The 14,473-nt window shown below is 59.3% G+C and carries 10 protein-coding genes and 2 pseudogenes; 4 read left to right on the top strand and 8 right to left on the bottom strand.

The genetic code is table 11. The features are described 5' to 3' along the window. Positions 1–249 (top strand): annotated as a pseudogene (locus C7G41_RS35120) (hypothetical protein); the annotation flags it as partial. A gap of 330 nt (positions 250–579) precedes the next feature. Then, a complete protein-coding gene (locus C7G41_RS35115; protein WP_106946816.1) occupies positions 580–1,260 on the top strand; it encodes a recombinase family protein in 681 nt (226 codons plus the stop codon). 227 nt (positions 1,261–1,487) lie between these two features. On the opposite strand, the gene C7G41_RS37540 is transcribed toward C7G41_RS35115, so the two are convergent. From C7G41_RS37540 to C7G41_RS35085, 6 genes are all read right to left on the bottom strand, one after another. Then, the gene (locus tag C7G41_RS37540; RefSeq protein WP_158268079.1) at positions 1,488–1,637 is read right to left on the bottom strand and encodes a hypothetical protein; all 150 of its coding nucleotides are present in this window, start codon (positions 1,635–1,637) and stop codon (positions 1,488–1,490) included. 269 nt (positions 1,638–1,906) lie between these two features. Next, a complete protein-coding gene (locus tag C7G41_RS35105) occupies positions 1,907–3,982 on the bottom strand; it encodes an AAA family ATPase (RefSeq protein ID WP_106946814.1) in 2,076 nt (691 codons plus the stop codon). 167 nt (positions 3,983–4,149) lie between these two features. Further along, complete coding sequence (locus tag C7G41_RS35100) at positions 4,150–4,800, bottom strand: hypothetical protein (RefSeq protein WP_106946813.1); 651 nt, start codon at positions 4,798–4,800, stop codon at positions 4,150–4,152. Positions 4,801–4,867: 67 nt separating this feature from the next. Further along, a complete protein-coding gene (locus tag C7G41_RS35095; RefSeq protein WP_146159865.1) occupies positions 4,868–5,680 on the bottom strand; it encodes a hypothetical protein in 813 nt (270 codons plus the stop codon). Then, the gene (locus tag C7G41_RS35090) at positions 5,670–5,927 is read right to left on the bottom strand and encodes a hypothetical protein (protein ID WP_245446872.1); all 258 of its coding nucleotides are present in this window, start codon (positions 5,925–5,927) and stop codon (positions 5,670–5,672) included. Before C7G41_RS35090 ends, C7G41_RS35095 begins: the two co-directional genes overlap by 11 nt. A gap of 460 nt (positions 5,928–6,387) precedes the next feature. Beyond that, positions 6,388–7,644: a site-specific integrase gene (locus tag C7G41_RS35085; RefSeq protein WP_106946811.1), complete on the bottom strand. Its 1,257-nt coding sequence runs from the start codon at positions 7,642–7,644 to the stop codon at positions 6,388–6,390. A gap of 478 nt (positions 7,645–8,122) precedes the next feature. Between C7G41_RS35085 and C7G41_RS35080 the strand changes: the two genes are divergently transcribed. Then, positions 8,123–9,559, top strand: a complete 1,437-nt coding sequence (locus C7G41_RS35080; RefSeq protein WP_106946810.1) for a site-specific integrase — start codon at positions 8,123–8,125, stop codon at positions 9,557–9,559. Between the two features lie 149 nt (positions 9,560–9,708). Here C7G41_RS35080 and C7G41_RS35075 read toward each other — a convergent pair whose 3' ends face one another. Further along, positions 9,709–13,176 carry a hypothetical protein gene (locus C7G41_RS35075; RefSeq protein ID WP_106946809.1) on the bottom strand — a complete coding sequence of 1,156 codons (3,468 nt, stop codon included), beginning with the start codon at positions 13,174–13,176 and terminating at the stop codon, positions 9,709–9,711. 113 nt (positions 13,177–13,289) lie between these two features. Next, positions 13,290–13,751 carry a hypothetical protein gene (locus C7G41_RS35070; RefSeq protein ID WP_106946808.1) on the bottom strand — a complete coding sequence of 154 codons (462 nt, stop codon included), beginning with the start codon at positions 13,749–13,751 and terminating at the stop codon, positions 13,290–13,292. A gap of 170 nt (positions 13,752–13,921) precedes the next feature. On the opposite strand from C7G41_RS35070, the pseudogene C7G41_RS38555 reads away from it, so the two are divergent. Then, positions 13,922–14,194, top strand: a pseudogene (locus C7G41_RS38555) (hypothetical protein); the annotation flags it as partial. Between the last annotated feature and the right edge of the window lie 279 nt (positions 14,195–14,473).

The following is a 14,473-nucleotide window of genomic DNA, read 5'->3' as shown; positions in this document are numbered from 1 at the left end:
CGGTCGCTCGCACGGGGGCACACCGCGCTATGCGTCAAGGTGTTGGCTGGGATCGTCAGCCAGGAGGCCGTGCCAGCGGCTGCGCGCGTGGTTGCGGCAGGTATCCTGCTCGACAGGGGTTGGGGCAAGGCGATCCAGCCGCACGCTGACGAGGATGGCGGGCCGCTTCGGATCATCATCCGACGGATCGTTGACACGGGCAGCGAAGCCGAGCCGCTGGTGATTGAGCATGAAGCACTGAAAAAATAGGCGGCTTCGATCAAGCTGCATCTCGTTGCAATCGAGGTGGTTAGCTGACCGGGCATCCTGCCCTGTGCCGGGCGGAATAGTCGGCCGGTGCTTCAGGCCCCATTACATCCAGACCGATGACCGTGACATGCCTTCGCTTCTTGAAGGCCATTTGCCGTGCTCCCTGCGACCGCCCGTGAACTCAGCCCCAAACGCACTCCGTGAATCTCCGGCCCCGACGGTCTCTGGCGCGCGGCAAGGCCGCCGAGAGGCATACGCTAATCTCCGGATTGCGAATTCAACTTGCAATAGCTTTAGACGTTGGTTATCTGTCCTTACAAGCGAGGGTAGATGGTCCAGCATCACGGCAAATTCGTTTCCTACCTTCGCGTCAGCACCAAACGTCAGGGCGAAAGCGGTCTTGGGCTTGAGGCGCAGCGCGCGGCAGTCGAGGCGTTTCTCAACGGCGGGCGCTGGAAGCTGGTCGAGGAACTGGTCGAGGTTGAGAGCGGCAGACACGATCACAACAGGCCCGCGCTCCACAAGGCGCTGGAAGCCTGCAAGGTCTACGGCGCAACGCTGGTCATCGCCAAGCTGGATCGCTTGAGCCGCGATGCTCACTTTCTGCTTGGATTGCAGAAGGCCGGGGTCAAGTTTGTTGCTGCCGACATGCCGGAAGCCAACGAGATGGTGGTCGGCATTATGGCTCTGGTTGCCCAGGCCGAACGCCGCATGATCTCGGAGCGTACCAAGGCGGCCCTCCAAGCTGCCAAGGCGCGCGGTAAGCGCCTTGGGCAGCCGAAGGGGCATAAGATCCCGTCCAATCTCGAAACGCGCGCAAAAGGCTCCGCAGTCAACGTAGCGAACGCCGTAGCCTTCGCCGAGCGCTTACGGCCAGTACTTACCGAGCTTGCCAGCTTGTCGGCCAACGCCGCAGCGGCTGAGATGGAGCGGCGTGGCGTGCAGACGGCACTCGGCGGCAAGTGGACGGCCCGCGCGGTCATCAACGTGCGCGCTCGCCTCGCAGATTGAGGCCACCTCCCGCGAACCGATCGGAATTGTTCAGCGGGGGTGGGGGAGATACCGGGTATATGTCGGGATTGGATGGGCCTGGGACTCCAGTACCGGTTATTGCCCCGCGTTCCCGCGCTCCGCGGCGAAGTTCAGATTCCACATTCCCGCCTGCCCGATTTTGGTAATGGCCTTCAGTTTTGACGAACGTCGGCGCTCAGGGAGGGCTACAATGCGCCCTCTCTAGACTAGCAAGTCATCGAAGCCGCCAGGCGCTTGGTTTCCATCTGCGCCGCTGTCCTGTCTGCTTCGTCGATAAGGGTGCCCGGCAATTTAAACTGCATGGGTTCGCGACCATGACGTCGTCGACCGTGGTCGTCTACCTTGACCTTGCCCATGCTGACCTCGCCCCTGAATACGACCTCCAAAAACGCGAAAAAGTTCGGACGCTAACGCTACGCTAACGCCGTGAACGAACGCTCGCCTGAAAACGAGGCGTTCGTCACGGTAAGCCGTTCACCCGTTCACGCTTTTCATTCAATGACTTAACTCCAATTTTGAGCGATCGTTCACGCCATCGTTCACCGTGAACGAACGGGCTGTTTTTCGACCACTTGCCGTTCACAAAAATCGTTCACGCTTTTTGGCGTTCTAACAACTGAAAAACTCAATCATCATCGTCGTCCTTCCAGCCGATTTCCCGCTTGCCCTTTGGCGTGATCCGGTACTTGTTGCGGCGGCGCTCCAGCAGCTTCTCCTCGACCAGCCGGCCGCACATGGCGTGCACTTTCGACTTTTGCGGCTGGCCGGTCGAACTCACAAACCCGCACTTGATGGCGAGGTTTGCGATCGAGATGTTCCGGTTTTCGGCGATCGTGCGCATCAGCATATTCTCTTCGCTCTCCTGCTTGCCCTCTTCCATTTGCAGCTTGAGTTCGGAAACCGGCTTGGCGACGACAGACGGCATCAGCCGCCCCTCGGCGTCGATCACCCTGACGCTTTCGGCGACCTCCAGCTCAAACGTCATGGGCTCGAATTCAGGCCCGCGGAACTTGCCCAGCCAATGCAGGGTCGTCTGCCGGTCGGCGGTCGCCCAAAGTGTCAAGTTGCCATCTACTTCATTCAGGAAGGCGCTGCCGCCCATCGGCAGCAAGTTGTCGCGCGAGGCGTTCTTGACCGGGTGACAGTTGACCAGCACGGCAGGCTTGCCCGGCAGGAACGTCAGTTGCCGCAGCAGCCGGGCATACGCCCCCTGCTGGGAATTGTTGTTGGTTTCGTCGCCCGGAAAGTAGGCCGCCGCCGTGTCCACGATGACCAGGACCAGGTCCCTGATCGTTTCCGCCTCAGCCCTGATCTCGGCCATCTTGGCGGCGATGTCGATCACGCCGGCCACGAACCGCATCTTGAGGTCTTCGGCCTTGAAGCCATAGGCATCGGCAAGAACCAGGAACCGCGCTCTGATGTCGTCGGGGTTTTCACCAGCCAGCAGCAGCACCGTCCCCGCCTTGACCTCCCTGCCGTGCATGGGCTGGCCGCGCGCGATCGACTGCGCGACGTACATCGCCACAGCCGTCTTGCCGTGGCCGGTACGCGCCGTGAGGCTGTACAAGTAGCCACGCTGTACGACGCCATCGATCAGGTAGGCAGGCGGTGAGAAGCCTGCCACGAACTGCTCGGCGCTCAGCAGCAGCGGCAGCGGATCGCCGGTCTTGGGATCGACCGTGGATTTAGGTGAGGCTTCGTCAGCCCTCCTCGACATTGGTCTGCGGGCCTTCTCCGCCACCTTGCCATCCCACCCCCGCATTATGGCCTGCCACTTCTGCCAGAACAGCGTCCAGCCGCGGCCTTCCTGCTCCAGCAACGCGGCCTTGGTCTTGCTCGGATCGGTCAGACGGCTGACCACAAGGCTTTCGTAGATCAGGTACTTCTCGATTGCCTTCGCCTTCTGCTCGGCCTCGCCAGGCTTGATTGGGCATTCCCGATACCAGTCGACCACGGCGCCGCAGATCAGCCGGGTCATCCTCCATTCGCGCCCGTCGCGCTGATGCCCAAAGGCATCATAGTCGCCGCCGGATGAGGCTGTGCGTTCACGCCGCCCGCCGTCCTGATCGCCGCCATGCTGCGCCACCAGTGCCGCCACGGCAGCCAGCAGCCATTCCGGCGCGTCGGCGATCTCGATCTCGTAGGGCGCACAGCCGGCGGCCCAGCCGTATCGTCGCCCGCTCTCGTGCATGGAAGCGGGCAGCACGGCAAAGCCGCCCTGACCCCGGATATCCACGCCTACAGGCGTCCTGTTGGTCGGGACATGCCAATCCGGCCTGGCCCGGAACAGGATTTGCCGACCACCGCCGCCGGTCTGCTGCCGCCACGTTTCGGGTTCAATTCCATTGTTGTGCACGGCGAGGATGCCGCGCCACCATTCACCGGCAGCAGGCCCCTTTTGGTCGTCCAAATCGATCACAAAGACATTGCCGCTGGCCTGGCCGGTCAGGATGCCCATGTTGTCGCGGGCCGAATGCTCGCCAGCGTCTCCATACCAGCGCGCAAACACCGCATCGGGAACGAGGCTGCCCTGAAACTCCGCCCATTCCGACAGCTTGGGACGCTTCCACGAGGCTCCCTTGGATACCTCGGACGGCGCGTAACACGGGATTACCTGCAGGCCGCAGGCGCGATACACGGCAGCCCACTCTGCCGGACTGGCAAAGTCAGGATCGAAATCAGCAATTGGAGTGGAGACCATCCTCGCGGCCAATCCGGACTGCGAATCCGATCCCGAGCAACTGCACAAGGCTGCTATTTTTCGCTAAGACGAAAGCGCACCTTTGTGCGTTGCTCGGGAGTTCAGATCGCGGGAAGCGTGAGCGGTGCAGGGGCCAGGTTGGCTGCAACCTTCCTGGCCCCACAGCACTAGAACTCGTCGGCGCTGACGGTTTCGGCAGCCTTCGGCGCTTCGACCTGCGTCGAGCCGGTGGCGGGCGGGCTGCCGTCAGGCGCTGCCACGCCGCCCAGATCGCCACGCGGCGCCCACCCGACGATCTTGAACGTCGGCTGATAGTTGATCGAAGTACGGTCGCCGGTCCCGGACCGAACCGGCGTCGTCTTTTCCAGGACGATAACCGGCAACTTGCCCGGGTGCGTGTCCTTCTCCGCCAGATACTGGGCATACACAGCCTCGAAACCCGCGAGCAACGCCTTGGACGTGCCGGCGAACTCGCGGATGGGCTTGTCGCCGCTGCAATCCTTCGCGAGCTTGATCATCAACTTCGCGCCGTGCTTGTGCTTGTCGCTCGGACGAGCAGGAAACTGCTTGCCAATCGGCACCAAGTTAAAGTCCGGCGCAATACCGGGAGCGAACAGCGCCCATCCGGTTTTCATGTTTTCGAAATCGGCAATCGCCTTGAACGACTGCGTGATGTCGACAGCCTCGTTCGCAAAGTTGCCGTTGTTCTCGATGCGATCGATCCGGAACAATCGGCCGGCGCGTGCATCATACTTGACGATCGGCGTGAAGCCGCCGCCCTCAGTCGGTGAAGTGGAGAAACCAAGAATATTCAACATTTAGTGCTCTCTTTGTTGCTTCGATTAGGGCCCGAAGCAGACGCCCATTCCCGCTCTCTGCGGGAATTCAGATTTGCCAGTGCTCGTAGGCGAGTTGCCTCGCGGGGCCACCCCAATGGAAACTCTCCAAATCCGGGGCCGTGATGCTCTTGAAAAATTCCGGGTCGTCCGAGAGCGCGAGGAAGTTCTCGATCCTCATCGCGATCTGGCGCAGCGCCTCGCGATGCTCGCGGATGTTTTGAAGTTCATACGTCACGCACGTTCTCGGCGTGACGTAGGTCAGGCGCGCCGCCATGTGGTCGGATGACGCGTAGAATGCAGCCTGCCTCGCGTGCGAAGCCTTGATCTGCGACGGCATCTTCTCGGTGGTCTTGAGGTCGACAATGATGCCGTGCTGCGCCCACTCGAAATCGAAATAGCCAATGACGGGCAGGCGCAGACCGTCCGGCTTCCATTCAATACGACCCTGCACGGCTGAGGGCTCGCCGTAGGGGCGCAACTCCACCAGAGCCTGGCGCACCATGTCGCAAATTGTTCCGCGGTACTTTTCGCGACGGCCATCGGGCGACAGCGCCATGAGCGTGTCGTATTTGACGATGGCGACCTTGACGCACTCGGCCAACGATGCGTCGGGGTTCAGGAGGCCGTGCGTAACGCCATCCTCGACGGCAACACCGCGGTGCGCTGGCGCGCCAACCGGCTGCGAGAGGCCAAGCACCTTCTCCAGCACCCACATCGCGGTGCTGGCGCAAAAAAGGCTGGTAGAGCTCGCCGAGTGATGGTCGTACTTGATGACTTCCGTGCAGCCCGCAGGATCGCCGAAGGGGGGCGCCATCCACCCCGCACCCGCCTGAGGTCCGCCGAGGTTCTCAGCGATCATGGGACCCCCGCGTGGTATTTTCGCGCGCGCGACGCCATTCCGCCGCTGATTCCAGCGTGATCAGCGTGCGCGCGCCAAGCTTCATCTCGCGCGGACCCTTGCGCTGCTTCTTCAACTTATAATAGAACGCCTCGGAAATCCCGTGGGCGTCGCAGAACTCCAAAATGGAGAGCGCCAGGCGCTGCGGCGGCGGGATCAGCTCGTCGACTACTGGCTCGCTTTTCCCGGTTACTTTCTTGCGGCCCATTGATCACCTCCACTTGGGAGACTCACGTTCAATATGATGGGCCATAATCCGTCAACGCGAATCGCGTCTACCCGACTTCATAAGTGGTTGAAAAGCCAAAGGATTTTTCGCAATTACTACGACTACCCCCGAGCTAACCGCGTGATTTGTCGGGAGTATTTTTAGGCCTTAATTGTGTTCACCGAAAACAAGGTCGGCTGAATTTCCCCCGGCGGGCTCTTGCCATTGGGCAGAATTCGTCCCACGAACCGGCAACACCACCGAGCATCACGCGGATCGCGTTGATCTGTCGAGAGAATCTCTGTGCGATTTGATTTTACTTCCCGCCGAGTAATCAACCGAAGATTGCCGGCTCGTCGACATCGAGCACCGCGCGCGTCGCATGCGAGTCGCCGGCTCGTATGGAAATCTAATTGTCGACAATTGGAGCGCCGGAATGCAGCTGCCGGATTCCGGCCCCTTATCGCCCCCCGATCGACACGACGTTGTCTCCGGCAGGCGCGGGCTCGGACAGCAGTCCGACGCGCGTGATATCGTCGATGGAATGTTCAGTAATGTACCTCGAATAATGCTTTTCGATCATCGCGACACTGGTGTTGTGCAGCGACGCCACCAGCCTGATCGGCACATTTCGCAGCAGCATGCGGACGATGCTGGAGTGCCGCAGGCAGTACATCGTCACCTCGGCAGGATCGACCCCGATGGCGGTAACGACCTTATCGACCTGGCGATGATAGTTCTCCCGCGGATTGTTGTTCCAGGGACTGTCGTTGCTTTGCAACAGCAGCTGAGCATCGGCGGCACGACCTCTAGCCGCCAGCTTGAGCCGTACAGCCAACTGGACCGTAATCGGCACGCTGTAGCGCTCGGCCTTTTTCGCACTGCGATTTCTGCCGCCGCCCTTGGCAGACTTCGGCATCATCAATTTCGGCCGCACCGGATGATCGTGCAGATCCTCGACGCGAAGCCGGACCGCCTGACTGGGGCGCGCGCCAGTGTTCGCCAGCGTGTCGGTCAGCAGCCCGAATTGATGATCGAGTCCGTAAGCGGCGGCGACGAATTCGTGCACCTTGTCGTCCGGCAGGATGACATTTCTCGCCTCCTGCGCGTTAGGCAGATTGGCAAGACCAATTTCCCATGCCTCACGGTTCTTGACGCGCTGGTCATGCTGCGCCGTCAGTTCCAGCGCAGCGCAAACGCAACGGCACAGCCGATTGATCGTGGCAGGCGCCATCGTGCCTAGCAGGCCGTCGCGCCACTTCTTCAGCTCGGTCGCCGCGAGCAGCGCCACCGGCTTCGACAACAGCGCCGGCGTGAGATGCAGGCGCGGATGCTCTGCGTTGTAAGGATTGGCTCCGCGGGCTTCCAGATCGCGCCGGTAGTCCTTCAACGCTCCATCAACAGTGATCGGTGCATTGTTGGCGCTGCCGTCATCGCTGCGCGCCAGCTTCTTCGCCGCATCCTGCGCCTCGTGAAACGTCAACACGTTCCTGGCGTCGGCATCCTCGAAGTCGTCGGCCAGCGCGAAGCCCTTGGTCCAGTAAGCGCCATGGCCGTCGCTGACCTTAAGCACCCATGTGCCGTTGGTCTTGTTGCGCCTGTACATCAGCGCGATTCCGCGCGCGAGCGACGGGCCACTGTAAGGCCTGCGGCGAATCTTTAATCGCAGCCGCGCGCTGCGGCTTTCCAGCGCACTGAAGCTGACCTTGCGTGCCATGTAATTCGTGTCCCCGTTCTCGCGAAGTGTCGCGATCGTGTCTGTGAAGCCTCATGGAGGCTTATGACACGTTATGGGGATAACGTGCGGTCGATCAATAGCTTGCGAATTCCACACTGCTCCATAGAACTGCATACAAGTATTTATTTTCCCTGCGCGATGGTTGGACGGCTTATGCCGTGCTCTCCCGGGAGCCGAGTTCGTTCTGGCTCCCTCGCCCTCGCGAAATTCACCGACGCCGCGCCGGTTGACGCAGATGCCGCATCCGCCAGGGCTTGACCGTAGCAACGACGGCCAGGACCACACGTCTATATTTTGGCATTCGGTGAAACACGCCGAAACTAACAAAAGACTTTGAATTAAGTGCTTTTCGACTACCCTGATGCAGGCTGTTTCAGCGGGCTTCACCAAATTAAGGGCCCGGCCCTAAGTCTTTCAGCGTCCGCACGACAAACTGAAAGCCTCAAAGCCGAGCCCTTTGGTCCTAAGCCTCAGGAGCCGAAACCACATGAACAGTAGCATCGCCCCTTCCCTTGTCGGCAAGCGCGGCCGCAACAGCAGCGTCATCCTGACCGACCGCCTGTGCGAGAAGCGAGTCGCCAAGCGAGCCAAGCTCTACGACCGCAAATGCCCCGGTCTTTACGTCAGCATCACCGCGGCGGGCATGGCGACCTTCTCGTACAAGTTCACGGACCGGCAGACCGGGAAGCAGCGCACCGGCTGGCTCGGCGTCTACAATCCCGAGACCTTTACCGTCGAGGACGCCCGCAGCAGGGTCTACGGTCTCAAGGGACTGGGGGCCAACGCCCTCGCCGAGAGTTTCCGGGACCAGAAGGCCAAAGCGGCAAAGCGTGGCAAGACGGTCGCCGAGATCATTGAGGAGCGGATCGACTGGATGAAGACATTGGTCAAGAAGCCGGATGGCGAGATGCGGCCCCGACTGGAGGCTTGGGAAAATACGGCGAGCCACCTGCGCCGGTTTCTCGGTGCGCGGCTTGGCAAAACACTCGCGAGCGAAGTCACGAAGCACGACATCGCGGCGCTGTCGAACGACATTGTCGCGGGCAAGTTCGGCAAGCCCTCCGTCAGCAACGCCCGCCATATGCGCAAAGCAGCCTCGGGGCTGTTCAACTGGGCGGCTGAAGCGGGGCGCGATTATGTGACGGCGAGCCCCTGCGTCAACCTGCCCAAGCTCGACCCCGAGCATCCGCGCACCCGAGTCCTCTCCGAAGACGAGATCAGGGTCTTCTGGCACGGGCTCGATCGGGACGACCTGCCCTGGGACCGCCGGACCCGTCTCGCCCTCAAGTTCGAGTTGGTCACCATGCTGCGCTCACGTGAATTGCTTGGCGCGCGGCGGGATGAGCTGTTTGACCTCGACGGTCAGCATCCGCGTTTCGACGTGGCCCTCAAGCGGGTGAAGAAGCGGCGGGTGATCCAGCAGCCGCTGTCGGATCTGGCTCTCAAGATCATCAAGGAGGCGCTGACCTCGGATGATCAGCAGTTCGTATTCGAGAGCCCGATGTACAAGGGCCAGCCGATCCACCGCAAAGCGATGGCCGATGCGCTGCGCGGCACGAAACACGAAACGAACAAGAACAAGACCAAGACCACCGGTCTCTGCGAGTTGCTCGGACTCAAGCGGTTCACGCCGCACGACCTGCGCCGGACAGCGGCAACATTGGCCGGCGATCTTGGCTTTGACGATGCCGCCATCGCCAAATGCCTTGACCACGCCGTGACAAAGAAGGGCGACACCGTCGTGCCGACCGTCACGGGCAAGGTCTACAACCACTCCCAACGGATGAAAGAAAAGCGGGCGGTGCTGGACGGAATCGCCACGGAGCTGCGCCGGATCGTCGGCGCGCCTGTGGCTAAGGCCCTGGGAAAAGAGGGGCAACGGCTCGCCGCCTAATTGCTTAGGTGGACCGACTCCGAGCCCGGTCACTCTCGCGGGCCTCTTTCCCTTGCGCAGGGAGTCAACCGCCCTGAAAAGCCGAGACAAACCAAAGGCGAGCGGCTGATGGGTTCACATTTGTGTCGCGATCCGTGTCGTGATGCGCGTCAAGAACGGAAGCTGGTTGCGCCGTAACGAAACCGCCGAATCCGTCGAAACCTAGCAAAATGGATTTCCCAGAGTTCGTAGCCATCTTCGATCGGCGCATTAGGCAGGAAATGGCCAGTCGACCAAGATACCAAATAGTTCGTGAGCGGCGTGCTTCCGAAAAGCAAACCCGAAAGCCAAATGCCCCAATCTGTTTTCCTGAATCGAATTAGCTTTTCTACAATGATGCTGGTGGCTTTCTGGCATTTCAGGTCGCCTTTACGTTCATCCCAAAGCTTATTCAAGAATTTTACCGTGACGCTTAGATGGGACGGCATATCTGCTGTTTTTGATCCGATGAAATTTGTCAGGACGCTGAACTCAGCCAGAGAGCCGTCCGTGTCGGAATCAAGTGCCGCGCGCAAAATCTCGGCATTCACGTTCATATGCGAGTGGCGTCTTGCAGCCAATTGGACATATTTCGCTGTCGCCGTCGATAAATCGATCAATCCCGCCGAAAGAGCGCACGCGAGCACTGCCTGTAACCAAAGCCCCTTTGTGCCGTTCACTAGTTCAGCGACTTGCCGATACCGAAAATCGTCGCTTAGCAACGCGGTCTTTTGGGTCTTCGCCAACAATATTGGATCAAGGAGTCGACTTCCGAAATCCTCCACAATACGAAGCGCGAACTCGGGAAGATCGTCTGGAATGAGCGGCCGTTCAACGTGACAATGCGCAAGGATGTCGTTCTTGAGTTTCTGTAGGGCCGAAACTTGCCGGTGAATAATTTCGTCGGTCGATTCGGTGCGATGAAAATGCCCGTCCCGCCAAGCGACGTTCATCGAGTTCCGCCCGAGGCCTTCGTTCTCTCTGCTAATCAGCTTGTCAATGGATGCAATCGTCGATGTGGGCACCACCAACTGCCCGAACCACAATTTGAGAATTTCAAGGGCGTCAATTTCGGCCGCGACCCAAGCCGTGTATTCGTCCAGAACGACGCCGTTTCCTCGCGCCTCGGCGGCCAACTTGAACGCGTCTTGGCGTTCCGCCTCGGCACCAACACAAGCAACAATATCGGCATCGAGGCTGCGAATAAACTGAGCGAAACCCGCTGGCTCGCTTCCAAGCATTCGCGCGACGAATGAAAGAGGAAGTGCTTTCTCGATATAGTTGGTTGCAACGTCTCGGTCGGCTTCCGCCTTCCTTCGGACAAAATCCAGGAGGGGCTGAATATCCTTCTCTTTTACGTCAACGCGCCAAAGGCCATTTGCGCCAGGATAGCGTTTCTCGAACTCGTTCATGATGACGTGAAGCAAATGGATATGCTTATTTTTGACCTCAGCCAACGTCCATGTTTCGGACGGAAACATTCCTTTGTCGACCTGCAATGTCTGGCCGACGCTCATGCCCAAAACTCGCTTAGCGCGTTCAAGCTGCGGTGGTACAAACTCGATGCCTAGGAATGCGTTGCCTTGTTCGATAACGAATGCGTCAGCCTCGCCATTTTTTGTCAAACGTACCCACGATCCAGGCTCTGCGACGGTTGGCTCTGGGCCGATACGCTCGTTGTCACCGAGTAGAAGCGAGACATATCCAAGAGATACTTGCGGATTGTCCGCGTTGCGCCTTACGACCCCAAATGCAAACGCCAACGCTCGCTCGGCATTTCCTGCTTGCCGTAAAGCATGTGCAAACCCCATTAAGTACTCTGCCGGGCCGACGAGGGCATTTTCGTCCACTGCAAGCACAGTGGCTGTCGATTCGCTCTCCCGGTTAAGACGGCGCAGAGCCTCGATATGTCGAAGGATCGCGTACACGTCGTTTGTACGCTGCTTTACCAGTGGCCTTAAGATTTGTTCCGCGTCGCGCGTTTCTCCCACATCTAGTAACACGCTCGCATGGCAGCGGGCGATCTCAGGACGCTGCCGAATGTCGCGGTGCAGTCTCGTGAAGAATCCGACGTTGCGTTCACGTTTTGGGTGCTCTTTAGCGTGTGATTCCGCCAGCAGAAGCAAGTCCCGACTCGGAAGATTTTCTGGCAAGTGACCATCTAGTACGTCAATAACCGAGTGTTCATCCGCCCTATCGGCCGCTAGTGCCGCAACCATGCTGCGCTCAGATAAAGTGCTTGACGGAGAAAGCGCTGCCTTGGCCGACATGAACGCGTCGTCCGCGACATCCGGAGCGCCACGCGCGGCCGCTACGCGTGCGAGGATAACAAGCGCGCGAGGATCGCTGCCAGCATTAGTGCGCGCGGAGTCAAACGCTTTATCATCAACCGGTTTGGTTCCTGCTTGCAGAGGAGCTAGAGCGATAACTGTGCGGGCTACCGTGGCTTCGGAGGGCGGTATTTCGGAGCTTGTAAAGAGCTTGGATGCCTCTGCCCAATCGTTCCGATCTAAATGGATCATACCGCGAATAAAATCGCCGCGTGAAGAGTCACCCATCCGATCTAGCGCCCGAAGGGCCACATCATCCCTTTGCGCGGCTCGTGCGACTTGCGCCACATTGAGCAGAATTTCCGTGTCCAACGTACGGTCAGCCAAGAGTTCAGCGAAGCGAAATGACTTATCTCGTTGTCCGAGCAATAAATAGGTTATCATTGCCAAGTTGAGGATTTGAATCGCTTCCGGCCTATCCGGCGTGGCACTCTTCCCGATCTCTGACCATCTTTCCTCGAAGAATGCGCCAGCATCGGTAAGTCTGCCCAGTAACTCGCTATCAACCTCCGCTGTCGGTGCTTGAAATGCTCCGGTTGAGGTCGCCTCATCCAAGGCGGATTCGGCGTGCAGCAGCTTTAGCCGATCGTTATTCGGAAACTGCTTAACTGCGCTGCGCGCATGCCGCCACCAGTCGGGCCGGCTTTCACGCTGCCTCAGGAAAGCCGTCCGGGCAACAACGACTTCTTCACGTTCACGAAGGGCGATAGGGACAAGGTCGAACGGATCCTCCTCATCAGGAATTTGTGCGGCCGCGCCAAGCAGTCGTGCGGCGACGAATTCATTTTCCGGGTCGATTGCGAGGGCGTTTTTGGCAAATTCGTATGCCGCCTTCGGTTGATCAGAGATTATAAGCGCTATGGCCTTATTTGCGATTGCCTTGGGTTCGTTTGGAGCAGCGGCGTACGCGTCTTCAAACCACCGCGCGGCCTCGGCATCATCTCCCAGTTGAAGATGGCCATAGCCAATGTTGGATTTAATCCGAAAGATAACCTTCGCAGTCGTCGAGCCAGGTAGGCCCCGCAGGAGAGTTTGCAGCAACCTGAGAGCGGTTGGAGCATCTCCTGCGACGATTTGATCGCGCATTTGATCGACTTGATCATTGAGCGTTTTTTCCAGGGAGTCTTGACCGGGAAACCTTTCGGCTACCTGGTCCTTATCGTTCGGAGATTCAATTGCAGCTTCGTCATGAATCCGGGCGAGCAGCGGTTCATGTCTGAAGGCGCGGTCGCCAGCTACGCTAATGCTGACGTGTTGAGCGATGAGCACGCTCCCGCCTGCGATAATGTCTGCTGCGACATTGAAACTCTCCCCTCCGCGATCCGGAAGGAGGTCTTCGATTTTAGCGGGCGCATCGGGCGGCGAATCGACCGATGCGCCTCTCAGTTTCCCCGGGAATCACCGGAATGCATAGCGATGTTCTTCATTACGAAGTCGTCGCCCGCCTTCGCCTTGACGTCGATGTCGCGCGCACCGTGGATATCCTCAAGAATTACGTTTCCTCCAGCCTCGACGTCGACCTTTATCTTTGCAATTGAGAGGATCAACTGCTGGGCTTGCTCGTCGGACTTTAGGGCAGCTAACAGTGCATTGATTTGATCTTTCAGCCCCTGAAGCTCTTCGTCGGTTGCGGACCCAACAATGCCTTTCACCGCGTTCGCCGCAGCTTCGTCAGCCGGCGAGCTTTCCAGGCGATCTAAGGCGGTAGAAGCTCGCGCGCCAAACAATCGCGCTACTCCACTTTTCAAGGACTTGTACGCGTCCTTGGTGATTTCCTTAACCACTTCAGTGCCGACTATCGTAGCTCCCGCGTGCAGGGCGGTCATAAGCAAAGCAACGTCCATGGTAGCTCCCGACGATAAAAGGTTGTAGTTGCATATCCATACAAGCGGCGACTTGGAAATGGCACCGCTGCCCCATAGGTGACTATCCACAGCCACAATCTGCCGTGGCTCCAGCGACGCTGGACTACCAGCCATAGGGCCATTTGCGCCAAACTCTGCGACCAGCTTTAATAAGCGATGGGCAGTCACGGGAAGCTATCTGCGGCGCATGGATTTGGACTGCCGCAGAACGCCCAACAGAAGTCCGGAAGAAAGCGGATCGCTTGGTATGTGAGGCACGGAACATGGGCAAGCCTGGCTCCAAGGTCCGGCGCAGCCATCGCCTACGCTGGGCGACGCGCACCAACCAGACTGTTGCCCTGGACATCGTGCGACGACCGAAGACAACGCCGATCCATGAACTGGAGCCGTACATGCGGTGCAAAGACTGCTCGCAGGTCCGGCGCTAACGACCTTGATCTGCGTCAAGCGACTGTACGGCGAAGCGGCTGTCCTATCCGCCAACGGACAAGCGGCCCGTCCCCTCCTTGTGTCGGGCACCTCGCTCACCGCAATCTCAGCTAGGCTTTCCATCGCTATGTCATTCTTCACGGACCGTGACCTCGAATGCCTCGCCAGGTTGAAAGCAAACTGGAGTCAGTTCTATTGTGGTGAACTCAACCGTCTGCTGAACGAAGACGCAGACAAACGTTGGACCGCTAAGACGGTGGGGCCGCATCACG

Origin of the sequence: Bradyrhizobium sp. MOS002, from assembly GCF_003020115.1 — a bacterium.
In the GTDB taxonomy this organism is placed as follows: Bacteria; Pseudomonadota; Alphaproteobacteria; order Rhizobiales; family Xanthobacteraceae; genus Bradyrhizobium.
Note: the sequence above shows the minus strand (reverse complement) of the source record. Positions and strands in the feature narration are given on the sequence as shown.

Excerpts from the sequence above, each read along its gene's own strand:
- C7G41_RS35115 (WP_106946816.1), top strand. The coding sequence starts at position 580 with ATGGTCCAGCATCACGGCAAATTCGTTTCCTACCTTCGCGTCAGCACC.
- C7G41_RS37540 (WP_158268079.1), bottom strand. The coding sequence starts at position 1,637 with ATGGGCAAGGTCAAGGTAGACGACCACGGTCGACGACGTCATGGTCGC.
- C7G41_RS35105 (WP_106946814.1), bottom strand. The coding sequence starts at position 3,982 with ATGGTCTCCACTCCAATTGCTGATTTCGATCCTGACTTTGCCAGTCCG.
- C7G41_RS35100 (WP_106946813.1), bottom strand. The coding sequence starts at position 4,800 with ATGTTGAATATTCTTGGTTTCTCCACTTCACCGACTGAGGGCGGCGGC.
- C7G41_RS35095 (WP_146159865.1), bottom strand. The coding sequence starts at position 5,680 with ATGATCGCTGAGAACCTCGGCGGACCTCAGGCGGGTGCGGGGTGGATG.
- C7G41_RS35090 (WP_245446872.1), bottom strand. The coding sequence starts at position 5,927 with ATGGGCCGCAAGAAAGTAACCGGGAAAAGCGAGCCAGTAGTCGACGAG.
- C7G41_RS35085 (WP_106946811.1), bottom strand. The coding sequence starts at position 7,644 with ATGGCACGCAAGGTCAGCTTCAGTGCGCTGGAAAGCCGCAGCGCGCGG.
- C7G41_RS35070 (WP_106946808.1), bottom strand. The coding sequence starts at position 13,751 with ATGGACGTTGCTTTGCTTATGACCGCCCTGCACGCGGGAGCTACGATA.